The following is a 22,613-nucleotide window of genomic DNA, read 5'->3' as shown; positions in this document are numbered from 1 at the left end:
GATCTTGAACACCCACTTGGCAGCGTCCCCGAAGGTTCAAAGCTCTCGGCCAACCACCGAGCCGTCGGGAGGATTTCAGTCAAATTGTTGCACATTGACCTCCGAGCGCCGCAAGCCGGCGCCCTTGGTCGGTCTCCCGCATTGGCAAGCCGAGGCTTCAGCAGGACGGAGCCGACGCTAAGACAGTGCAGCCGAGGCGGCCATGCTAGACGTCATGTTCCGAAGCGGAGATCGGTGGCCCGCCCCTTCGTGCGATTAAAAGACGAGGGTTGCTGGGATGGGCCGAGCCGATCCTCAAGCATCAACCGGACGCCGTCACGCTGGCGCGACTGTCGATGCCGGCTCAATACTCCCCAGAAGTGCCGTTTGAATCTTCCCCAGTTTAGTGCTGCCGCCGGTCTCCCGGAGCGCTCCGGGAGACCGGCGGCGCGTGATCGCCAATGCTTCTCCCGATTTTCGGGAGAGGGATTTCGGTGGTCAAGATCGGGGAGATGAGAAAGCGAAGTCTCAGTGAGATAATATCTGTCGCAAGAACAACTTTGTCCTTTCATGTTGAGGGTTCGTGAAGAAGGCGTTTGGCGGGGCCTCTTCGATAATCTGGCCGTGATCCATGAAAATCACCCGATCCGCGACCGCGCGTGCAAAGCCCATTTCGTGAGTGACGCAAACCATTGTCATTCCCTCACGTGCCAATCCCGTCATGGTATCGAGTACTTCCGAAACCATCTCCGGATCGAGCGCGGAAGTGGGTTCGTCAAAAAGCATGACGGCAGGTTCCATACAGAGAGACCGTGCGATAGCAACGCGCTGCTGTTGTCCACCTGAGAGTTGAACAGGATATTTGTTGGCCTGCTCCGGAATGCGAACGCGCTCAAGGAACTTCAAGGCGATCCTTCTGGCCTCGGTCTCCGTCACCCCGTTAATCCACATCGGACCAGCCATGCAGTTCATCAATACCGTCATGTGCGGGAACAGGTTAAAATGCTGGAAAACCATTCCAACATTCTTTCGAACCTCCATGACGTTACGCATTTTGTTATGCAATCTAATACCGTTGACGGCGATCTCGCCCTCCTGATGTGCTTCAAGTCGGTTGAAACAGCGTATCAGCGTCGATTTTCCAGATCCAGAGGGGCCACAAATGACGATTCGTTCCCCCGAATGAACCGAAAGGCTAATGTCATTTAATGCCTTGAAGGCGCCGTACCATTTTGACACGTGCCGCGCTTCAATGATCTTGTTTGACGCGTCAAGCATTTTTCCTTTTCCACTATAAAAATCATTACCGACCCGCGGATCCTTCAATCCGAGATAGGAAGCGGTCTCCACCTTTCGAATTGTGATCAGATCGCTTCCGCCCCGCGTCATCGTGCTTTGCTCCTTGCAAAATATTGCTCGATGCGAGCCTGGACCATTTCGAGGCACGCTGACATGACCCAATATATCATCGAAGCCGCTATAAGCATCTCCATCGTTTGAAACGTCGGCACACCGATGCTCCGAGCTAGGAAGGTCAGCTCCCAGACACCCAGCACCGACACCAACGAGCTGTCCTTCAGCATACCAATAAACATATTACCCATGGGCGGAATAATTATAGGGAAAGACTGGGGAAGGATAATCCTTCGCATTGTGAGTCCGAAGCCGAAACCCAGCGATCGCGAAGCTTCCCACTGACCACGGTCGATACTTTGAATACCGGCGCGAAAGATCTCCCCCATATATGCGCCACTACACAAAGATATTGCCAGCACCCCAGAGGGAACAGTATCCAGCGAAACGCCTAACTGCGGAAGACCCAAATATATGATATAAATTTGCATTAACTGCGGTACGCCGCGGAAAAATGAGGTGTAAAAGCTCGCGACACCGTAGGCGAACCCATTCGTCGAAAGCTTTGCAACCGCTGCAACAAGTCCAATAAAGGATGCGAAAAGCAGTGAGATGGCAGAGACGTATAGAGTTGTGAAAGCCCCCTGGGTTATTAGATACGGCAAATTTTTGACAATGAAGGGCACACTTAAGTGAAAAACCGAAAAAAATCCTAGGAAAAGCAACAGAAGTTCCAGCCAGACGACCCCTATCTGCACCTTTAAGGGAGCGAAGCCGATCAGGACGATGTTGAGACAAAATAGCAGAGAAAGCACTAATGATATAGCGAAACGCCCATACACGCCGCTTTGCAGCGGATCGCCTATCACCGGGCGCAGCAGCTGACCGATAAGGGTGCCCGAAAAATCACACATCATTGAAGCTGCGAGTACAGCCATAAAAATAGAGCCGATAAATAGCGGCTTATGAACAAGCGCTTCAGAGTCAACTGAGTCTCGGTAGAGCATTCTATTCTTCCGCCATGATGGGCAGCCCAGACGCGCCGGGCCGCTACTTATTGCAAATCGTCACTCCTTGGACAGCTTTGATTGACAACCCAGTGGCGCGTTGCCAAGAATGCGATTATTTAGGTTTCTTCGGTCAGAGTCCATTTCTAATGTTCTAATATAAGCGCTCGACATCTAAGCCGCTTCGGCGTCGAAGCTGGGATGCCCATTTCCACCCACGCCCGCGCCATGGATCACTTCATTTCGACCCAAAGATTCTCGGCATTCGCTGGCGCATCAAATCGGCATTCGCTGGCGCATCAAAATTGAGTGCGTCGCGGCTTCAGCGAACACCGAACCGCTATTTAATCAGGGTCATAAGATGTTAAACGTCCTCTTCTGCTGAAGTTCTGCAATGTTCCTGGCTCCGCTGCAGATTTTCTGCGTTTTTGTCGAGGGGGCGAGTTGAACCGCCTCGGGTTTTCCGGAGGCTGTTTCGTTTGAGTCCCGCGGCTATGGCTGGTTCATCCAACATGGCGTAGTAGCGTTCCTCGGCATTCGGCCGGCGGGATGTTGCCGTAAACGCGGAAGTTAGCCTCGAGCACGCGTCGGACCTCATCCTTCAAAGCCTCTTTCCGCTTCACCCGAGCCGAAGCCGGGAGGGATCGATGCGCTTGGCGACATGGTCGTGGTAGGTCGACGGGGTGATCGGCAGCACCCTTGCAGATCGGCTCGACCCCATGCGCATCGCGGTGATCGTCGATGAACGCGATTATGGCTGAACCGACGGTCGAGCTCCGCCTGGGCAAAATATGCGGAAGCCTTGCGAAGGATCTCGTTGGCCTAGCGAGGCACGCGGTTCTCGCTTTCCAAAGCCGAGTTTCGTCGCCACATCCGTAGGCACACCGGCTCGCACGCCACTGTCGCGCTCGACCTTCTTCATCCACTCATGCAGCGTCTGCGCCGTGCAACCGATCTTGGCGGCGATCGATGAGACCGCCGCCCACCGCGAGGCATGCTCGCCTTCGTGATCCAAAACCAGCCGCACCGCTCGGGCTCGGACCTCGGCAGAGAACTTGTTGGTCGTCTTGCTTGTCATGGCTCCGCCTTCTCAGGACTTGGAGCCTCCGATCAAACCCGGGGCGGTTCGCTATTGCCCATCCAACGTGATCTAAGTATATCGATCGCGAATGAGGAATAACATCACTCTCAGGCATTTGCGTGCGTTCGTCGCGATCGCGGAGCGGGGCGGGTATACCGCTGCAGCCCAGTTTCTGAACATCTCGCAGTCAGCTTTAAGTCGAACAATCGTGGAAGTTGAGGAGGAACTCGACACCCGCCTGTTCGAGCGCACTACAAGGCGGGTCGTTGTCACAGCATCCGGCGACCAGCTTTTGATGAACGCGCGCCGTGTCCTTGAGGAATTCGACAGCGCACTGTCACGGTTCCAGCTTTACCATAGTGGAATGAATGGGGTTGTGAGCCTAGCCGCACTTTCGTCGGTCGCGTCCATCATGCTGCCAACGATCATTTCCGAATTCCGGAAAGCCAGGCCCAACGTTAAAATATCGGTAAAGGACGGCTTTGCGGAGGAGGTTGTCAATTACGTATCCAACGGACAAGTCGATTTTGGCATCACTTCCTTTCCAAAGGCGAAAGGACGGCTGGTCTGCGAGCGGATCGCGGCGGATAGACTGATCTGCATTTGCTCAAAATTTCACCGGTTTGCGGACATGGATACAGTGTCCTGGAACGACTTGACCGGGGAAGACTTCGTCGCATTCGATCCCTTGAGCAGCATTCGCACTTGTGTGGATCGCGCTTTGCAGATTGCCGAAATTCAACTCGGGACCGTCACAGAGGTTCGTGACGTCGGTGCGGTTGCGGGTCTCGTGTCAGCCGATCTAGGGGTATCCGCAGTGCCTAGCCTTGTCCTGCCCATGATGCAGTTTTGTGAATTTGCCCAAAAAGAGTTGGTGGGTCCGGTAGTCGAACGCGAGATCTATCTTGTCCATGATCCACAGACACCTATGCCTCCGGCCGCGGGAATTCTCATGGAAATGCTGCGGCAGGGAGTAACCCAGGGATTCAGAATTCCGACCGGAGCCAGATGGTTAGACAAGTCACAACCTGACCCGACGAAAAAGAAATAGGAAAACTAGCGAAAGCGCACCCACTATTGCAGATTTCGGAAGAGTCCGGACAGCCCCTGATCTCTGTCCAATCGATGGAGTGCCCAGGGTAGAACTTTCGAAGTCTATAGGGCTCGCTCACGTCTAGCTTGCTATTTGCCGCGGCAGATCAGTCAACGATCATTGCTTCGGTAGCGTGCCGCTGACGGGCCAGGGCGTGGTTGATTGGATCATCACCCACCTTGGCGTGCTCGACGTCGTCGAAGGCGGTTTAAAGATGGTTGAACTTGCCGACGGCATCACTGACAGCGAGCTGCGCAGCCAGCGTGCAGGATGTTAAGACCTTCGACTCCTCTGCCTTGTTAGTATGGTCCATGACGACGACCACCCGCTTCACGCCGGCAATCCAATTCGCCAGCATCCCGTGGATCTGCTTGCGCTTCCAGGCAGGCCTTAGATTTTTCGGCGGATAACGTCCTGCAGCATCCCCCAATCGAGCGTCAGGTCGGCAAGGATCTTCTTCAGGAGCCGATAGGGTGAGATAGCAGGACCCAGATAATTCGGCGATACGCCAGCCTTCAGCTCCCTGATCTCATCCGAGCTCTCGATTCTTCCATATGGCAGAAATAGCGAGTTCCTGGCGAATTAAGTGTGCGTGCCGCCATGCAGGAACAACCACTCGCGCAGCCAGCCCTCCGTCCCCAACGCCGACCTGGCCGAACGGCGCTGCACCTCCCGTCCGGGATCTGTCTGCTGCGCGCAACGCTTGGGGCGGCATCAAACCTGGATCGCCGCGCCGCAGTCCGCCCTAAGCTCACAATTAGAGCGATGTTCGAGGAACCGGCCACTGCTCGACATCTGCCGCCCTCCGCTATCGCGACGAACGGAACGTCTTAAGGCTCATACTGTTGCTGGCTCGCGATTAATCGATGTCCAAAAGATGTTGGACGCAATGCTGTGACGGGCGCTACATACCCAAATCCCAGAACGAAGCCTACCTGCGGAACCTGACGCCAGTAATTCGGGAGATTCAAGAACGATGTCGCGATAGGGAGAATTGAATGAAGGTGATCATCGGTCCTGGAACCATGTGGCTGTTATTTGTATGATCCCCTCCAGGACCCAAATGAAACGATCATTCCAACTTTCGCGGCCCAGCTCGCAAATGACGTCAGGTTTGCGGGCCTCTGCTTCAGCGGCTAGGCCGGCCAGCAGCAACAGTCGAGCCAGCACCGGCTTTCAGCGAAGCGAGCAAGATTGCACTGGAGAAGCGCTGGTGCGGATCAGACTATCTGAAGACGCTGGAATCATCGGCTCGCGCGACCTATCCCCGCTTTGTACGCGAGATCGAGGGGATAGCTGCGGCGTCCGGCAGGATTTTGAAACGGTCCTCCTGTGGAACTGCTGGGGCGACCTTCAGCTTCCCGAGGATTTCTCCCCGGGAACGAACGCGTCGCCACCCCGGACTGCACCTCTATCCTGATGCCGTGGGAAGGTGACGGCCCCGCAGTGATCGGCCACACGAGAAAGGGAGCCAGCCCAGAGTTGCTTGATCTGATTTAGACAAGACACGTGCCAGCGATCCAAACTCTCTGGGAGCGTTGAATACAACACGATGTGAAACCAACAAGGAGATAATAAATCATGAGTAAGATTACCCAGGTCATTATCGCCGCAGCATCACTTGCACTCTCATCAATGGGCTTTGCAACTGATTCGCTCGCCGGCTCTGTGCTCGACAAGGTTCTTGAAACAAAGACTATGACGGTGGCTACCTCTTTCGCTTGGCCCAAAAGCTCTTTCATGAATGAAAAACATGAACTAGACGGCTTTGAGATTGAGGTCGCGAAGGGCATTGCAGAAAAATTGGGGGTTCAGGCCAAGTTCGTCACGCCTGATTGGGATGTCATAGTGTCAGGCAAATGGGATGGACGATGGGACCTAGCCATGGGCCAAATGACACCCACCAAGGACCGTGCTGAAAAGTTCAATTTTGTAGTGTACGTGTACAGTCGGGAGGTAGCAATTGTTCACAAAGATAGTAAATCAACCAAGCTCTCCGATCTCGACGGAAAAGTGGTAGGAACTACCACAGGGGACACTGGTGAGGCTTATGCCCACCATAAGCTGATCTTGAACTTCGAAGGCGCTAAGCCAGTAGAATATAAGTTCACGCCGGGCTCCGTCCGGACCTTCCAGACGACGGACCTTATTTTGGCCGATCTTCGGCTTGGCGATGGCGTCCGCCTAGATGCGGTTCTTTGCGACGAGCCTTCTGCGGTAGAAGCGATAAAGGCCGGCTATCCGCTCAAAGTACTCGACGAACCGTTGTATTCTGCGCCCGGTGCTATAGCGATCCTCAAGGGTGACACGGCCTTTGAAGACAAGATCGCTGCAGCCGTTAAGGCCATGAGGGATGACGGAACGCTGTCTAAACTTTCGATAAAGTGGTACGGGGCAGATACCACCGTCGAGTAGCTTGTGTTCGGCCCGATTTATTTCGGGCCGATTCCATTGCAAAACCGTTATTAGACGCTCTGAACATCGAGAAGGTACCAACGCCGCCGCCGGCGTTTATCAACCAAAGACAGCAATATCCTTGTGATCTATGGCTTTTCATGCGATTTTTTTGGCTTTGACCTGGGGGCCGAGAATGCGTGAAACGATGCTGGCGGCGCTTTCTAACATTCGTACCATTGAGGACATGATCGGACCGTCCGCAGTGAATATCCTTATCGGCGGCTGCTGAAAAGCATGGTTTGGCCGGATGGCCGAATCTGCCCCGCCTGCGGATACAAACGCTCGATTGCACTTCCCGGCCGCGATACCGGCAAGCGGCGCGCCCGACCGGGCCTTTATCAATGTTCCAGCGGCGATTGCAGGTTCCAGTACGACACACACGCCTCTGCACTCCACGAAGCTTCCCTTACGTGTTTGGCTGAAGGCCATGTGGCCGTTACTGCAATCCGACAAGGGCTTGTCGTCGGTGCGCCTGGCCGAGGCACTGGGGGTGACCAGCCAACGGCTTGGCGGATGGGACAGGCACTGCGGCTCATTGTGGCGCGCAATAACATGCTCGCCGGCACGGTGGAGATTGACCATTTCCATCTCCGGTGGGAGGCCCAGAAAGAATCCCGACGACCCGCCTCCAGGCCGCGGCCGGAACCGACAGCGAATACGGACAAAACGCCAGTCATGGCAATGGTGGGGCGGCCAACTGACATCATGCCTGGCAGTCTGGCCGGTGACGCGCGTGCCGCAGTCGTGACCGGTCTCTCAGCACGAGCAAACGAGATTGTGAGGCATTCCAGTGGTGAATATGTTCGCGACGCCGTCCACGTCAATTCGGTGGAGGGCTTCAACTCCCGCGTCCGCCGTACCATCGCCGGCGTCTTTCATCATATCAGCCCGCAGCATGCCGACCTGTGTTTCCACGAGATTGGCTTCCGATGGTCGCACGCATCGTCACAGGAAACGTCATTCGCAAAACCCGGTACGGCCGGAAGAGCGTGCAGACCCTGTGGTAGCGCGTGCCGCCTGCGCTGCAATTGAGGAGGGTTTTCCGCACCGCCACGGGTCGTCAGATGCGCCGAAGCCCGGATGGCGGCATCATCATTAAAAACAGCTGTAGCTGTCTTTGGTTGATAAACGCTGCGTACGTTAGCGAGGAACGGAGTATGAACTGTACCGTGGTGGGGAAACCGGCGCACACGATTACTTGTTCACTGCCATCCCATCGGCTAGATTTGGTCGTGTCCCATCAGGTGGTAGCTCCGGGGTTACGAAGCCGCTCGCGAGCGCGCCGTTAGTAGCGGTGGAGCGAGTGAGTTGCGTGTCGGTGGTCATCGGCGCTTTCTGTTAGGGTTTGGTTGTTGACGCCAACCCATTTCGGAAGGTCCACCGATGACCGACGACATGATGAACCTGCGCACGCTCGTGGAGAAGACCCCGGATGCCGATCTGCTGCGCGAGATGATCGGCTTTGCCGCCGAGCGGCTGATGGAAATGGAGGTGGGCCCGGCCACCGGCGCCGCCTATCGCGAGCAACCCGCTGCGGCTTGCCCAGCGCAATGGCTACCGCGACCGGGACTGGGAGACGCGGGCCGGCACGGTCGAGCTGCGCATCCCGAAGCTCAGGAAGGGAAGCTACTTTCGGGGTTTCCTCGAACCGCGCCGCATGGCCGAGAAGGCGCTGACCGCCGTCATCCAGGAAGCTTATGTTAAAGGCATCTCGACCCGGTCGGTTGACGATCTGGTCAAGGCCATGGGCATGAGCGGCATCTCCACGAGTCAGGTCTCGCGCCTGTGCGAGGAGATCGACGGCAAGGTGAAGGCCTTCCTCGAGCGGCCAATCTAGGGCGATTGGCCCTACCTAATGGATCGACGCCACCTACCTGAAGGTCCGCCGCAGTGGGCGGATCGTATTGGTCGCTGTCATCATCGACGTCGGCGTCAACGCAGACGGCCGGCGCGAGGTCCTGGGCATGGAGATTGGCATGTCGGAGGCCGAGCCGATCTGGACGGAGTTCCTGCGCAAGATGACACGTCGCGGCCTGCGCGGCGTCAAGCTCGTCGTCTCCAACGTGCACGAAGGCCTCAGGAGCGCCGTGACCGGGTGCTGCCGGCGACATGGCAACGCTGCCGCGTCCACGTGCTGGCCCATGCCGGCAAGAGTGCCGCAGGGTCGTCTCAGCCTTCACGCTCCGGCCAGGAGACGCCCGAGGCCGCAAGCACGCAATGGCGCGCCGCGGCTGATCAGATCCGGCCCAAGGTCCCGAGGCTGGCGACAATCATGGATGACGCCGAGCCCGACGTGCTGGCCTATATTGCTTCCGAAGGAACATCGCGCCAAGCTCCAATCGACCAATGCGATCGAGCGTCTCAACGGCGAGATCAAGCGGCGCACCGGGGTCGTCGGAATCTTCCCGAACGACGATGCAATCGTGCGCCTCGTCGGCGCAATCCTGCTCGAACAGAACGGTGAATGGGCAATGCAGCCGGGCCAGATATATCACTCTGCAAACGATCAGCCAGATGAGCGATGATCCCTGATCAGCCTGCCAGCCGTGGCGCTGATCAGCCTGGCCCATGCCGGAGACCACGGCGACCAATGCCGCCAGCTACACCACGCACACACGATCGCGCCGCAGCGGTGTATCCCCCTCGCTCCGCGATCGACGACAAGGGCTCGTAGGCGCCTGAGGTATATTATTGCCCATTCGCGATTAGTCTATGCCTAAGAAAGGTTGGACGCGCAATAGTTTTTTGAGGAGACTGTCGACGATAGCCACCCTCAAGAGATTGTTCATGAGCGAAGTTACCACTAAGAGAGAAAACAAGACATTGCACATCGTTCTCAACCGTCCGGAGCGGTTGAATGCTGTCAATGAAGCACTTTATCAGCAGACCTTGGATGCCCTTAACCATGCGGACGCCGACCCGGATATTCGGTGCGTGGTCCTATCAGGAAACGGCCGTGCTTTCTGTGCCGGGGCAGATCTAAAAGCGCACAAATCTGGTGAACGGACGCCGGCTCAGCGCGAAGCCTATATTATGCTGGGTCAGAGGGTCTGCGAGCGGATTCAGATGATGAACGCTCCGGTGATAGCCGAGGTGCACGGTTATGCATTGGGCGGCGGAGCAGAAATCGCTACCTCTGCTGATTTTCTCATTATGTCCGAGGACGCTCAGCTTGGGTTTCCTGAGGTTGCGATTGGAACTTATGTTGGAGGGGGAGTAACGCTCCGCTTGCCGAGCCTCATCGGGCTACGGAACGCGGCGAAACTTTTGCTTTTGGGCGAAAAGATTACTGGCGCGAAATGCCTGGAGATCGGCCTCGCAAATGAGGCTCCCCCAGCGCACCAGCTCAAGGAGCGCACGGCAGCGCTAGTGGAGAAAATCGTCAGGAACGCGCCCCTGCCGATGGCGCGTCTAAAGGCCGCGATCAATTTCCCGCAAAGCCCGGAAGAGCTTTTCCGAGCCGAGGCCGAAGACCTTCTATCAATAATGGAAACCCACGACTGGGCGGAAGGTGTCGCTGCCTTTGCCGAACGGCGTTCCCCGCGTTTCGCAGGAAAATAGGCAGAACTATGACATTTTCCAACGAGGCAACTATCTCGCGCGAGCAGCAGTTTGCGGCTGCTCACGGCGAGAACGAGGCAACGGCGCTAAGTCGCATCCTCGAGCCGCACTCTGTCGCGGTTATCGGCGCATCCTCAAATCCCGACAAGCGCGGATTTCAGATCATCAAGGCGCTAAAAAAGGGTGGCTACGCCTATCCTATCTACCCGGTCAATCCCAGGACAGGGACGATTCTCGATGTTCCGGTCGTTACAGAAATCGCCGCCCTTCCCAGGGATGTAGATATCGCAATTATCGTGCGGCCCGCCGAAGAAGTACCGGAGATTCTTATTCAGTGCGGTGAAAGGGGCGTTGCTGGTGCAGTGGTTTTGGCGCACGGCTTTCGAGAGCGGGGAGATAATGGTTCTGCCGCGGAAGAAAGACTGCGTGACGCCCTTGCAAGAAGCGGCGTACGGATCATTGGACCGAACACATCGGGAATGCTCAACTGTACCGTGGGGGCGGACTTCATCGGCCTGCCAGAACTTCCCCCAAGCGGTCCCGTCAGTGCTCTGACACAGAGCGGCAATATGGTTCTATCGCTTGTCGAAGACAGGCGCGCAATTAACGGTCCTGGCTTCGATGTCATTGCGGGGCTTGGCAACCAAACTGATGTTGGATACGCCGAGTTGATCGAGGAACTTTGCCTGCGCGAGACCACTCGTTCGATTGCAATCTACAATGAGGGCTTTCTCAACGGCCGGGCATTTCTGGATGCTGCTTCAAGAGTTGTACAAAGCTGCCCGATTGTGATGCTGCGCGGCGGACGATCGTCTGAGGGCCAAAAGGCAGCGCTCTCCCATACAGGTTCGATTGCAGGGGCCGACGATGTTGCCCTGAAAACGCTGGCCCAGATGGGGGTGTCCCTTGTCGAGCGCTCGGATGAACTGCTGCCGGTGGCGGCGCTCATGGCAACCACCCCTCTTCCAAAACCCGGAACCGGTGTCGTCGTTCTGACAGACGGCGGCGGGCATGCAACACTCGCCGTCGACGCGCTTTCAAGGTCGGGAGTGCCATTCGCTTCTCTTTCCGAGAGCACTAAAATCAGGTTGAGAAGTGTCCTTGGCGGGCAAGCCAGCGTACTAAATCCGATTGACGTAGCAAGTGCCGCGGATGCCTATCCCGACGTCTTCCCCGAGTGCATCGAGATTCTGGCCTCGGACCCTGAGGTAGGGCTCGTTGTGATAAACGGGCTGTTTGGAGCTTATCACGTTAGGTTTGATAGTTCACTGTTGGCAGCTGAGAATTCAGCGGCCGAGCGGATCGTGAGTTTGCAGCAGGTCACCGGCCTCCCTCTGGTTTTCCATAGCTGCTACGCCAATCGGAAGCCCGAGAACCATGACATCCTCCGGCAGGGCGGCATTCAAGTATTCCCGTCAATTGATTGGGCTGTGGCCGGCTGTAAGGCGCTCTTTGAGAGGGCTGATTGGTTGGCGAGGCAGGGTCTCGACGGACGTGAGATCGTGGTCGACGCGGCGTCCGTTGCGGTTCCAGGTGGGCTATCGGCAGAGACGACGGCTCGCGGCATACTGCAGAAACTGGGCGTCGGAACAGGTGAATGGGTACCGGCAAGTGATGCTGAGTCGGTTGAAACTGCTGTGGCGAGGTTTGCTGCCGCCTGTGCTGTAAAGGTTGACACAGCCTGTGTCGTGCACAAATCGGATGTCGGGTGCGTGCGCCTCGGGGTGAAGCGAGAGGCCGCGCGCGCTGCCGCACGAGGTATTGAAAGCGCTATGGCATTCGCCGCCCCCAAAGCGAGTTTCGGCTTCATCGTTGCACCGATGGTGAAGAGCGGCGTTGAACTGTTCGTTGGAGCAACAAACGATCCGGTCTTCGGCCCTGTCATCTTGTTTGGCTCTGGGGGCGTACTGGTCGAAGCAGCCGGGGACGTGACCTTTCGCGCAGCGCCGTTCTCTCCCGACGAGGCTTTGGACATGATCAACGAAACGCGAGTTGCGAAGATCCTCGACGGCTTCAGGAACTATCCGAAGGTCGATAAGGGGCTGCTCGCGAACTTCATCTCGAAGGTTTCCCACGCGGTCATGAGCATGGAAAATCTTTCGGAACTCGACATTAACCCGATCATCGCGAACGAAAGCGGAATCTATCCCGTGGACGTAAGACTGGTCGGTAAGTAAGCAGACGTTCGAAAGGATCAAACTGCCTTGTGGCTGATGTCGCCCGCTCAGTTTAGCGGCGACATCAAATGAGTGAGCCACACCAAAGCGATCAATCGCGCAGCGGTGTGGCTCCGATCGCTGCGCTAGAACGCTCTCTCAAGTGAACTTGCCGAAAGCCACAACGCCACGAACACGAGCGTATCGCGCGATGGGTCGCTGTGCCGTTCAATGGTGGACCCGAATAGTGTAGGTAAACGCGGATCGGAGACCTAAGGGCTGGTCCGCTGTCGGCCAGGAGGGCTCTAGTGGGAGAGTTTGTTCGTATTTTTGAGATGGCGCCCCGTGACGGGTTGCAGAACGAAGGGGGTCTCATACCCACGGCTGCAAAGATCCGACTCGTTGATATGCTCTCAGAATGCGGTTTCCAAAAGATTGAGGCGACTTCTTTCGTGTCGCCGAAATGGGTGCCACAGATGGCCGATGCGGCCGGCGTAATGGCGGGCATTCGCCGCAAGGCCGGCGTCGCATATACGGCGCTGGTCCCAAACCTCAAGGGCTACGAGGCAGCGCAGGCAGCCGGGGTCAGCGAGGTTGCCCTCTTCGCGTCGGCCTCGGAAGCCTTCAGCCGTAGAAACATCAACTGTTCGATCGCTGAAAGCCTCGAACGTTTTCAGCCTGTCCTGGCAGCGGCGGCTACCGATGGGATTCCGGTTCGCGGCTATGTCTCATGCGTCACGGATTGTCCCTACGAAGGGTCGATATCGCCGGAAGCGGTCGCCAAGGTTGCGACCGAACTTCTCAAGATGGGTTGCTATGAGATTTCGCTGGGCGACACCATTGGTCATGGCACGCCGGCAACGATCGCAGCGATGCTGGATGCCGTGCTGACTGACGTCCCGCCCGAACGCCTAGCGGGACATTACCACGACACGAGAGCACGGGCCCTCGACAATGTATTGGTGAGTTTGGAAAGGGGGCTGCGTAGCTTCGATGCCGCGGTCGGCGGTCTCGGTGGTTGCCCCTACGCCCCGGGGGCAAAGGGCAACGTCGACACTCTCGCGGTTGCCAATCTGCTGGCCACGAGAGGATATGAGACGGGCTTGAATTTGAAGCAGTTGGGCGATGCGGCCGGATTCGCGGCAAGCCTAAGAAGGGACTGATTATGAACTACGAAACAATCCGGGTTACGACCGATGAATCCGGACTTGCCACGTTGACTTTGACGCGGCCGAAAAAGCACAACGCGATGTCTGGGCAGATGATCCGCGAAATCGCAACCGTATCTGAGCTTCTTGCTGCCGACGATACGGTACGAACTGTGGTCTTGACCGGGGAGGGCGACAGCTTCTGTGCTGGAGGAGATCTCAGCTGGATGCGGGCTCAAGCCTCAGCGGCGCGTCCCGAGCGAATAGCGGAGGCGAGGAGCTGGCAATAGCACTTCGCGCGCTCAATGAATTGCCCAAGCCGCTCATAGGCCGCATCAATGGCCAAGCTTTCGGCGGTGGTCTCGGCTTGATAAGTGTTTGTGACGTCGCGGTCGCTGTTGACTCAGCAAGATTCAGCTTCAGCGAGGTCAAGCTTGGCTTGGTCCCTGCTACGATTTCTCCCTATGTGCTGTCACGGATGGGGGAGGGTCATGCACTCCGGGTCTTCATGTCGGGAAAAATATTCGATGCCAGCGACGCACGCGATCTAGGATTGATTTCCAAAGTCGTGCCTCTCGGCGCCCTTGATGACGCGATCGCGGCTGAGGTTCACCCCTATCGCGCAGCATCACCGCAAGCGGTCGCGGCCTCCAAGAGATTGGCACGCCGCCTTGGGCCGGTGATCGACCATACTGTGATCGATGAGACGATTTCGCTGCTGGCAAACGTGTGGGAAACCACCGACGCTGCAGAGGGGATCGCCGCGTTCTTTGACCGCCGAAAGCCGCGATGGCAGGCGTAAGCCTTACCGCCCAAGGGCAATTGAAGCGCCTCGTCGCTTCTCTATCACCTCTCAACGGCTGTACCATGACTGGAGTGTAAACATGAGAAAGATTTATGGGGACGCGGGATCGGCTTTACAAAGCTTGCTGTTCGACGGGACGTTGCAATGCTTCGAGGCGGCTCAATTCCTTATCGGACATGGTGATGAGAAAACGCATGGCAACGCGCTACTCCAAAGACGCCTGGCCTGTTCGTCCTTAGGCGTGGGTTGAAGTGAGTTGCGTTGCTGTATTTTGTCCCTGACGTTAGCGGTTGATCGAGAGCAGGGCTCGAGGCCAATCTGGCAGTTCGAACCGAAATGGGATGGGTTTCGCCTAGCCCCTACAATTTATGTTGCAACCAAGTTCGGATGTCGCGCTGCCAGCAAAGTAGAAATGTCGCCAGGCCTGTTCAAAGGGTAGGGGCTCAGCAAGTTAGAAATGCGACAGTGACGCCCTTCCTGGCTCCGGCTTGAGCGCCCGATCGGGCGTCAGCTGGTCGGGGTTGCAGAGCCCGATCGGGGGCGTTCCAGTGAAGCTCCCTCGGCTTTAGATCCCATGAGGAGTGAACGGCGGCCGGCGCTCTGTCAGGGTGAGGCTGCATCGAAGCACCCACTCAACAGGAGATCGCCGTGGAGAATGTGTCCCCCGAAACTGGATCCCCCAACACTGTCCGTATCGACCTTGGAGCGATCTTTGTATCCTTGGAATTGAGCCGCTCGACCTGGCTGGTTACGTCGTTGTCGCCGGGCAGCGGCGACAAGATGTCGAAACGTGCGGTAGATGGCGGCGATACTGCCGGACTGTTCAGCCTGTTCGAAGACCTTCGGAAGAAGGCGCTTTCACGAACTGCCCGATCGTTCCCAATCGTGACCATTCAGGAGGCCGGTCTGGACGGCTTTTGGATTCATCGGGTTCTTGAGGCAAATGGGTTCGAGAGCCATGTCGTCGACGCGGCTTCTACGCAACATCTCGTCGCCGCCGGCGCGCGAAGACGGACAAGATCGATGGGGAGGCCTTGGTTCGAACACTTCTTGCCTTCAAGCGTGGAGAACCGCGGGTATGTGCGATGGTGAAGCCGCCAAGTCCGGATGACGAAGATCGGCGTCGCATTTGCAGGGAACGGAAGGTCCTAATTGCGGAACGGGTGGAGCACGTCAATCGTATCAAGGGCCTGCTATTTGCCCAAGGTATCAGCGGCTACGAGCCCCTTCGAAAGGATCGGCGCAAACGACTAGAAGGTCTGGTGACCGGCGACGGCCGTCAGTTGCCTCGGCACCTAAGGACTCAGATAGATCGTGAGCTCGATCGCCTTGAACTGTTGATTCAGCATATCGGCGCGGTGGAAGACGAGCGCGATGCAATGATGTCCGCTACAAAGGGAGCCACACATCCAGTGCCTGGACCTGCGGCTATGCTGGGTGCTCTCAAAGGGATTGGATCGGAGTTCGCCGCCATCCTGTGGGCCGAAGGGTTCTCTCGCCATTTTGACAATCGACGCGAAGTCGCTGCCTACGCGGGGTTGGCGCCGACGCCATGGCAAAGCGGAACTGTTGATCGTGAGCAAGGCGTGCCGAAAGCAGGCAATCCGCGGCTGCGCACGACAATGATCCAGCTCGCATGGCTGTGGCTGCGGAACCAGCCGGATTCGGCGCTAAGCCGCTGGTTTGCACAGCGGGTTCAATCGAATGGGGGCCGGCTGAAACGAAGCACGATCGTTGCCTTGACGCGCAAGCTGCTGGTGGCGCTGTGGAAGTACGCGGCGTTCGGCATTCTGATCGAGGGAGCCGTCATGAAGAACGCGTGACGGCCGACCGGAACCCAGAACAGCAATCTTCCAGGGCTGATCAACCTGGCGGATCCAGGTGAGCGAACCGCCTCAAAGTTTGGCTTCAAATGCCGCGCTTTAGAATGGACTCGTTCTCCTGAGCCTTTGCCGCAACGCAAGCGGGATAGTGGTGCAGCCGAACCAGCGGCGACCGTATGTGAGTTTGAAACGGCAACGGAAACGTGCCGCATCGAGCGAAACGGCTCAGACCATGGAACCGATTAGACAGCCGAAAGGCTTCAGCATGGACAGATGAAATAGCCTTGACGCATTACTCCTCATGTGAGCTTTGAGAGCCTGTAAACGGCTTTGAACGAAGGGCAGGCCCCGTCCTTTTGCCGCCTTAGTGCATTGCTGAGAAAAGTGTTTCTTGCGACGATGGAGCGACCAGAAGACTGGAGACGCTCCATGACAAAACGCACGCCCCCGCCTGGTATCGGGCCACATAATGGCCGCGAACTGCAAATGATGCTTCGGGGCGAGAAACCAATGGCGTTGTTCTCAGCAGAGCCGGGTATGAATCCAGAAGATATCGGTGACGCGCATTTCAAACCCTTTGTCGATGAAGGGCGTATTCTCAAGTTCTCCTACATTGACCCTGAAACCTCTATTGAGGAACGTCGCTACTGCCTGCCAACAGAGGAGTGGCGCTGTAAGCCTAGCCAAATGATCTCACGAATGTGCCGCAGCGGGGGCGACCTTTGACGTCTTCACGACGAATGATTTAGCGAGGCTAAAAGGCACTCTTCTTGGCTACCCAAAGGACAGCATTGAAGCGTTCATTGCACATGCTACGGCGCTGAAAATCTCGAACTTCAGAACAGATTAAACGGCTGCCGCCCACATTGGCGCGATGTCACTGAGGATCCGGTGCGAAATCTTATTCCGCAGCTTCCAGCCTTGCCAGCGCCTGTTCTCGCCGAGCTATAACGGCGGGATCGTTCATGAAATCCGTTTGTTTGCCCGGCTTGCGTCCGCGCTTCACATATCCATTCGCCTGGGTGCCATCCGGAATGCCGAACATGTGGTTCGCCTGGCCTGTGCGCCGCGGCCCATGCTGGCTGCGTATAAGCTCACGGCCGGCCTGCATCTCGGCCACCATTGCAAGCGCTTCATCCAGGCGTTTGTTCTCGACGATCTCCGATCTGTGAACCGAGCGCAGCTTGTCAAAAGTTCTATAGGGTAGGGACGTGCTGCCCTCCATGATCTCGAGGCGGCCGTCGGGATAGTCGCAAACGACAACCTTCTTACCGGCCAGGCTCTTCGCAAAGGCACTTGGATCGAGATGAACAACACCTTGTCGTAGCGCAGCGTCAAGGCTTGCGACAGCGTGCGGAATTCCTTGCGACACATCGCGCCGTCCAGGTTCTCATGATCGGCAAGGGGGCGATGCATATCCTTCGGATTGCGTGGCTCCTTTCCGAAACGGGCATTGGAATCGGTGGCGAACTCGGCCGCATAGGCATTGGCCGCCTCGATCGTGCTGATGCCGCGCAGGCGCAGTTCCTTCACAAGCCGGTCCTGTAGCGTCTGATTGGCGCGCTCGACGCGCCCCTTGGCCTGCGGGGTGTTGGCGCAGATGATGTCGATGTTTAGTTCGTAGAGCGCGCGACCGAACTGCGTTAGGCCAGTCGTTCGGTCCTTCTCCGAACCATGGGTGGTGCGAAACACGCCATGCTTGTCGCTATAGAAAGCCAACGGCTTGCCCCATTCCCGCAGATACGCTTTGGCGGCGTGGAAGTAGTCGAACGTGTTCTCGGAGCCGGCAAAGCGCAGGTGAAGCAGCTTGCCGGTCGCATCGTCGATGAAGACGAGCAGGGCGCATTTGGCGCCACGGTTCTCGAACCACCAATGGTGCGAGCCGTCGATCTGCACCATCTCACCCAAGCAGTCGCGCCGCCCGCGCGGCTGATGCAGCCGCCGCTTCCGCTCACGGCGTGACGTCCAGATTCCAGCTTCCGTCATCCATTTGCGCAGCGTCTCCTTACTGACCGCGAGCTGATGCCGTTCGATCAGCTTCTCGCGGGCAAGCGTAGGTCCGAAGTCGACGTAGTGTTCGCGGATCAGCTCCAGCGCAAACTCGCGAACGCCATCGATGATGCGGTTGTTGGAATGTCGGCCGCGCGCCTTGTGCCGTAGAGCCGCAGCGCCATCCGCCTGGAACGTCTTCAACAGCCGCTGGACCTGACGAACTGAAACGTCGAGCAAGCTTGCCGCCGCAACGCTGGTCATTCGCCGCTCAACAATCTTCGACAAAACCTCGATACGTCGCAGCTCGCGTTCGCTCATCAAAACCAGTCCCAATCTGCAATCTCCCGCGCTCTCGAACGCGGGCAGATTGGCAAGGCAGGAGCGACATTCCTCTTTGCCAGATCCGGACATTTTAACTTAGCTGCTACAATATGAAGTCGCATAAATGGCTTAACGCCGACACTCTCCTGAATGGCCCTTGATCATCAGAAACCGCTGGCACCAGACAGCCTTGGGATATATCCGCCCTAGGGCCTGTCCTGCCTGACTTGTCGCTGGGTCAAAATGATTTGGATACGTAATAAGACCTTGTCGCTCCTCTTCATCGAGGTCGATGTTTAAACAGCGATCTTCGACCGCATGACGAGGCACGACAATGGCTGTCATCCAGCTCACAACTACCTATCTCAGGGACCTCAAGCGCTTGCTTGTCGACAAATGCAGCGCCGGGTCTGTCCACCTTACCGAGGCGATTGCTCGCGGGTGTGGCTACAACACCCACGCCGCGCTCAGAACCGCTTTAGACGCCGGCGCAAAGGGCCGCTATATGCGGTTCGAAGAAGCGCAGTTCCGTCAGCGCCTGTTGACGCTTTCTGACTCTGAAGCGCCTCAAACCATCGAACTGCCTGCGTTGCCCCACTCGGGCCGCTATGTGGCAGGAATGTTCGATGACCCGGCCATCTGGATCGTCGAAATGGACCCAGACAGGGTGCGCTTCCGCCTGGCTGGAATCGAGACCTTGATCCAAATTGACCTGTCCTACGCGTGGTGGCTATACCCGTTTCCAGTCGCATGCGATTAAAATCCCAGCCCAGGCAGGACCATACTGGCCGAGCCGCGACTTCGACGACGATCCGGCCTACGCGATGCACCGGGGCGATGGAAAGCATCGTGGGTTACTATCGCGATGCCGTTCGTCTGGGGCACGCTCCCTCGCCAGCTTGGCTGGTCAAATCTCCGTACTGAAGCGGATGCGAGAAGAGGGGGGGCCCCTCTCTTCTCGATCAATCGATGCGTAAGCAAAAGCAGTTAGGTAAGAATATCAGCGCGTCAGCCTGGCATTTTAAATTGGCGGGCGGTTCGCCAGTGCCTTGTGCATGAACTTCCTGCTCCGGCTATTCCGGATTCGTTCCCGTGCTAACGTGGTGAAGAAAACACCAAGGCGAATCACATGGGACGGCCAAAAACCGACAAGCATCCTGCGCGGCTCACAGTCACGTTGGACGAGAAAGATTACAAGGAAGTCTGCGCGACGGCGGAACGCAATGACGTGTCGGCCGCGTGGGTCATTCGCCGGGCTGTGCAGGACTATCTGGGCCGGTCGTCCTCGTCGCTGATGTCGTCTAAAAAGCCCGCAGGGCGCTTGGAAAGCCGCAAATAATGGCTATCCAACGCAGCGACCTTCCCTTTGGCAGTGAATTTTCACCATCGCAAATCCATCTGCCCGATCTGCTGGAGATCGTGAACCGTCACCAGGGTGACTTTCATGCCTTGGAAGCCGAAATCATGGCGACCTATTTTTCCGAGCATTCCGCTCAGCCCGAGCCCGACCAGGACGGTGAGTACAACCGCGGCAAGCTCGCCAACAACTGCAAGCTCGGCATGATCGCCTACGGTCTGATCGATCGGCAGGCACGATTTACGCCGTTTGGTCAGGAGCTTTTTGACTTTCGTGGCGACGAGCAGGCGCTCTATGAGGCGCTCGCCAAACATATCCTTCTCAATTTGAAGGGCATGACCCTTGTCCAATGCCTCCAAGACATGGTGGCCGCCGGCGAGGAAATTACGCTTGATACGCTGCGCCACGCGTTGGAAGAACGCGGCGTGCTGTTTCCCCGAGGCGGCAAACACCCCAGCATGATGCGTCTGTGGCTTGCGAAGGCGGGTGTGATCGTCGGCAACCGCTGGCAGGTGAACACGATCCGCTTGCGGGCCGTTCTAGGCACCGACCCTGAAGATTATCCGACACTTGCCAAGTTTAGCCCACAGCAGCGAGCGTTTCTGCTCGCCCTAGCCAATACGGGCATTACCGAGCCGCAACCGGCCAACGAGATCGTGAAACTGGCCGCAGCCACCTATGGCGTACGATTCCCGGACAAGAGCCTGCCCAAGGACGTTCTCAATGCCTTGAGCGCTGCCGGCTATATTGAGGCGACGAAAACCACGACCGGACGGGGAGCAAAGCCATTTCTGGTCGCGCCCACGGCCAAGGTCGACGCCGAGATTATCGGCCCCCTCCTCGATCAGCTGAAAGACCAGGTCGATCCGAAACTGCTCAGCCTGCTTACCAAGCCATTGGCTGAGATCCTTGAGGAAATAAAATCGGAGGATCGCTACGTTTCCGGGCTCGCCCTCGAGGCCCTCGCCTTCAAATTGATGCGCAACCTCGCTATGGACTACGTGGCAACCCGGCTGCGCGCTAGCGCCACGGGCGGCGCTGAGGTTGATCTGATTTTCCAGTCGGCACGGCTGGTTTATTCGCGCTGGCAGGTCCAGTGCAAGAATACCGCGCGGGTGGCGCTGGATGACGTGGCGAAGGAAGTCGGGCTGACGCACTTCCTCAAGAGCACCGTCATCGTGATCGTCACGACAGGTGAGATCGGCGCCGAAGCGCGGCGCTATGCCAACAAGATCATGAGCGATTCCAATCTGGCGATCGTCATGATCGACCGGGCCGACCTTGAGGCCGTGACGGCCAGGCCGGCCCACCTAATCGACGCATTCCGCCGCGAGGCAGAATACGCCATGGCATTAAAAAAAATCGACTTAGGGGCTGTATAGCAATGAAAAAAGTAACCGCCCTGCCCCTCTTCCTTACGACCAAACTTGGACGCATCTTTCACGCCGACAGCCTCGACGTGATGAAGGCGACGAAGGCGTCGACCGTCGACCTTATCGTCACGAGCCCGCCTTTCGCGCTGACCCGGAAAAAGGAGTACGGCAACGAGCAGGAAGACGCCTACCTGAACTGGTTTCGCGACTTTGCGAAGCAGTTTCATCGCATCCTGAAGGACAGCGGGAGCCTGGTGATTGACCTCGGGGGCGCCTGGAAGCCCGGTGCCCCAGTGCGCAGCCTGTATCATTTCAAACTGCTGATCATGCTGTGCGAGGAGTACGGCTTCCACCTGGCGCAGGAATTCTATTGGTGGAACCCGTCCAAGCTACCGACCCCGGCCGAATGGGTGAATGTCCGGCGCATCCGGGTCAAGGATGCCGTCAACACCATATGGTGGCTGTCGAAAACCGAGTGGCCGCGCGCCAGCAACCGGCGCGTGTTGCAACCCTACAGCCCCAGCATGGAACTGCTGCTGACCAATGGCTACAAGGCAAAGCTGCGGCCCTCGGGGCACGATATCAGCGACAAGTTTGCGGTGAACAACGGGGCGGCCATACCGCCGAATCTGCTCGCCATCCCCAACACCGAGAGCAATAGCGCGTACATGCGCTACTGCCAGGACAAGGGCATCAAGGCGCACCCTGCCCGGTTTCCAGCCGACTTGCCGGAATACTTCATCCGCATGTTGACCGATCCCGGCGACTCCGTTTTCGACCCGTTCGGCGGCAGCTGTATCACCGGCGAAGTCGCGGAGCGGCTAGGCAGACGCTGGGTCTGCGCGGAATTGGTGGAAGAGTATCTGGACGGCGCCATCGGCCGCTTCTCAAACCCGGCAACCGAGCGAGCGATCGCCAAGGACGAGGAGGGTTTCTACAAGATCCCTCGCCCTAGCCTGCTCTGGAACGGCCCCGATCCGATTCCGCTTGACCCAGAAGGCGGCCGCAAACGTCCGGCGACCACTGGCAAGAAGCCCCAGCGGTCGACAGGCGGCTCGATGGCGTCCGAGGCACCTTCCTTCGCAGCTCGAGCGCCGGACGAATAGC

The 22,613-nt window shown here is 57.5% G+C and carries 13 protein-coding genes, 8 pseudogenes and 1 other annotated feature; of the genes and pseudogenes, 16 read left to right on the top strand and 5 right to left on the bottom strand.

What is annotated here, in order from left to right; genetic code table 11:
- Window positions 1-507: 507 nt before the first annotated feature.
- From CK222_RS23890 to CK222_RS23880, 3 genes and pseudogenes are all read right to left on the bottom strand, one after another.
- A complete protein-coding gene (locus CK222_RS23890; protein WP_095802142.1) occupies window positions 508-1,257 on the bottom strand; it encodes an amino acid ABC transporter ATP-binding protein in 750 nt (249 codons plus the stop codon).
- Window positions 1,258-1,364: 107 nt separating this feature from the next.
- Window positions 1,365-2,339, bottom strand: a complete 975-nt coding sequence (locus tag CK222_RS23885) for an amino acid ABC transporter permease (RefSeq protein ID WP_095802095.1) — start codon at window positions 2,337-2,339, stop codon at window positions 1,365-1,367.
- A gap of 554 nt (window positions 2,340-2,893) precedes the next feature.
- Window positions 2,894-3,417 (bottom strand): annotated as a pseudogene (locus CK222_RS23880) (transposase); the annotation flags it as partial.
- Window positions 3,019-3,135, bottom strand: a sequence feature (AL1L pseudoknot). (Overlaps the previous pseudogene by 117 nt.)
- A gap of 91 nt (window positions 3,418-3,508) precedes the next feature.
- On the opposite strand from CK222_RS23880, the gene CK222_RS23875 reads away from it, so the two are divergent.
- A complete protein-coding gene (locus tag CK222_RS23875) occupies window positions 3,509-4,471 on the top strand; it encodes a LysR family transcriptional regulator (protein WP_095802094.1) in 963 nt (320 codons plus the stop codon).
- A 172-nt stretch (window positions 4,472-4,643) separates the two neighbouring features.
- Window positions 4,644-4,790 (top strand): annotated as a pseudogene (locus CK222_RS23870) (succinyl-CoA--3-ketoacid-CoA transferase); the annotation flags it as partial.
- A gap of 48 nt (window positions 4,791-4,838) precedes the next feature.
- Here the strand turns inward: CK222_RS23870 and CK222_RS33015 are convergent.
- Window positions 4,839-4,975: pseudogene (locus tag CK222_RS33015) on the bottom strand (IS3 family transposase); the annotation flags it as partial.
- A gap of 1,119 nt (window positions 4,976-6,094) precedes the next feature.
- Between CK222_RS33015 and CK222_RS23865 the strand changes: the two are divergent.
- The 10 genes and pseudogenes from CK222_RS23865 to CK222_RS23825 all read left to right on the top strand — a co-directional run bounded on the left by CK222_RS23865 (window position 6,095) and on the right by CK222_RS23825 (window position 17,189).
- Entirely contained in the window at window positions 6,095-6,928 is an 834-nt protein-coding gene (locus CK222_RS23865) for a transporter substrate-binding domain-containing protein (RefSeq protein WP_095802093.1), read from the top strand.
- Window positions 6,929-7,103: 175 nt separating this feature from the next.
- A pseudogene (locus CK222_RS23860) lies at window positions 7,104-8,082 on the top strand (transposase); the annotation flags it as partial.
- A 271-nt stretch (window positions 8,083-8,353) separates the two neighbouring features.
- Window positions 8,354-9,499: pseudogene (locus CK222_RS23855) on the top strand (IS256 family transposase); the annotation flags it as partial.
- Window positions 9,500-9,757: 258 nt separating this feature from the next.
- Window positions 9,758-10,531: an enoyl-CoA hydratase/isomerase family protein gene (locus CK222_RS23850; RefSeq protein WP_095802141.1), complete on the top strand. Its 774-nt coding sequence runs from the start codon at window positions 9,758-9,760 to the stop codon at window positions 10,529-10,531.
- An 8-nt stretch (window positions 10,532-10,539) separates the two neighbouring features.
- The gene (locus CK222_RS23845) at window positions 10,540-12,708 is read left to right on the top strand and encodes an acetate--CoA ligase (protein ID WP_095802092.1); all 2,169 of its coding nucleotides are present in this window, start codon (window positions 10,540-10,542) and stop codon (window positions 12,706-12,708) included.
- A 287-nt stretch (window positions 12,709-12,995) separates the two neighbouring features.
- Entirely contained in the window at window positions 12,996-13,850 is an 855-nt protein-coding gene (locus tag CK222_RS23840; RefSeq protein WP_095802091.1) for a hydroxymethylglutaryl-CoA lyase, read from the top strand.
- Window positions 13,850-14,637 (top strand): annotated as a pseudogene (locus CK222_RS23835) (crotonase/enoyl-CoA hydratase family protein). Before CK222_RS23840 ends, CK222_RS23835 begins: the two are co-directional and overlap by 1 nt.
- Window positions 14,638-14,719: 82 nt before the next feature.
- Window positions 14,720-14,890 (top strand): hypothetical protein, encoded by a 171-nt coding sequence (locus tag CK222_RS32490; protein WP_176477729.1) that lies wholly within the window; start codon window positions 14,720-14,722, stop codon window positions 14,888-14,890.
- 530 nt (window positions 14,891-15,420) lie between these two features.
- Window positions 15,421-16,463, top strand: a pseudogene (locus CK222_RS23830) (IS110 family transposase).
- 429 nt (window positions 16,464-16,892) lie between these two features.
- The gene (locus tag CK222_RS23825; protein ID WP_245433216.1) at window positions 16,893-17,189 is read left to right on the top strand and encodes a hypothetical protein; all 297 of its coding nucleotides are present in this window, start codon (window positions 16,893-16,895) and stop codon (window positions 17,187-17,189) included.
- 175 nt (window positions 17,190-17,364) lie between these two features.
- On the opposite strand, the pseudogene CK222_RS23820 reads toward CK222_RS23825, so the two are convergent.
- Window positions 17,365-18,773: pseudogene (locus CK222_RS23820) on the bottom strand (ISNCY family transposase).
- 337 nt (window positions 18,774-19,110) lie between these two features.
- Here CK222_RS23820 and CK222_RS23815 point away from each other — a divergent pair.
- The 4 genes from CK222_RS23815 to CK222_RS23800 all read left to right on the top strand — a co-directional run bounded on the left by CK222_RS23815 (window position 19,111) and on the right by CK222_RS23800 (window position 22,612).
- Window positions 19,111-19,536: a hypothetical protein gene (locus CK222_RS23815; protein WP_095802090.1), complete on the top strand. Its 426-nt coding sequence runs from the start codon at window positions 19,111-19,113 to the stop codon at window positions 19,534-19,536.
- A gap of 369 nt (window positions 19,537-19,905) precedes the next feature.
- Window positions 19,906-20,115, top strand: coding sequence for a ribbon-helix-helix domain-containing protein (locus CK222_RS23810; RefSeq protein ID WP_095802089.1), 210 nt, complete (start codon window positions 19,906-19,908; stop codon window positions 20,113-20,115).
- Complete coding sequence (locus tag CK222_RS23805; RefSeq protein WP_095802088.1) at window positions 20,115-21,515, top strand: restriction endonuclease; 1,401 nt, start codon at window positions 20,115-20,117, stop codon at window positions 21,513-21,515. Before CK222_RS23810 ends, CK222_RS23805 begins: the two co-directional genes overlap by 1 nt.
- A gap of 2 nt (window positions 21,516-21,517) precedes the next feature.
- On the top strand, window positions 21,518-22,612 hold the full coding sequence (locus CK222_RS23800) for a site-specific DNA-methyltransferase (RefSeq protein WP_095802087.1): 1,095 nt from the start codon (window positions 21,518-21,520) through the stop codon (window positions 22,610-22,612).
- Window position 22,613: the final 1 nt, after the last annotated feature.

It is taken from the genome of Mesorhizobium sp. WSM3866 (assembly GCF_002294795.1).
Taxonomy (GTDB): domain Bacteria; phylum Pseudomonadota; class Alphaproteobacteria; order Rhizobiales; family Rhizobiaceae; genus Mesorhizobium.
Note: the sequence above shows the minus strand (reverse complement) of the source record. Positions and strands in the feature narration are given on the sequence as shown.

Coding starts and splice junctions, on each gene's coding strand:
- CK222_RS23885 (WP_095802095.1), bottom strand. CDS start 2,339: ATGCTCTACCGAGACTCAGTTGACTCTGAAGCGCTTGTTCATAAGCCG.
- CK222_RS23865 (WP_095802093.1), top strand. CDS start 6,095: ATGAGTAAGATTACCCAGGTCATTATCGCCGCAGCATCACTTGCACTC.
- CK222_RS23850 (WP_095802141.1), top strand. CDS start 9,758: ATGAGCGAAGTTACCACTAAGAGAGAAAACAAGACATTGCACATCGTT.
- CK222_RS32490 (WP_176477729.1), top strand. CDS start 14,720: ATGAGAAAGATTTATGGGGACGCGGGATCGGCTTTACAAAGCTTGCTG.
- CK222_RS23890 (WP_095802142.1), bottom strand. CDS start 1,257: ATGCTTGACGCGTCAAACAAGATCATTGAAGCGCGGCACGTGTCAAAA.
- CK222_RS23810 (WP_095802089.1), top strand. CDS start 19,906: ATGGGACGGCCAAAAACCGACAAGCATCCTGCGCGGCTCACAGTCACG.
- CK222_RS23825 (WP_245433216.1), top strand. CDS start 16,893: ATGACAAAACGCACGCCCCCGCCTGGTATCGGGCCACATAATGGCCGC.
- CK222_RS23875 (WP_095802094.1), top strand. CDS start 3,509: ATGAGGAATAACATCACTCTCAGGCATTTGCGTGCGTTCGTCGCGATC.
- CK222_RS23815 (WP_095802090.1), top strand. CDS start 19,111: ATGGCTGTCATCCAGCTCACAACTACCTATCTCAGGGACCTCAAGCGC.
- CK222_RS23845 (WP_095802092.1), top strand. CDS start 10,540: ATGACATTTTCCAACGAGGCAACTATCTCGCGCGAGCAGCAGTTTGCG.
- CK222_RS23805 (WP_095802088.1), top strand. CDS start 20,115: ATGGCTATCCAACGCAGCGACCTTCCCTTTGGCAGTGAATTTTCACCA.
- CK222_RS23800 (WP_095802087.1), top strand. CDS start 21,518: ATGAAAAAAGTAACCGCCCTGCCCCTCTTCCTTACGACCAAACTTGGA.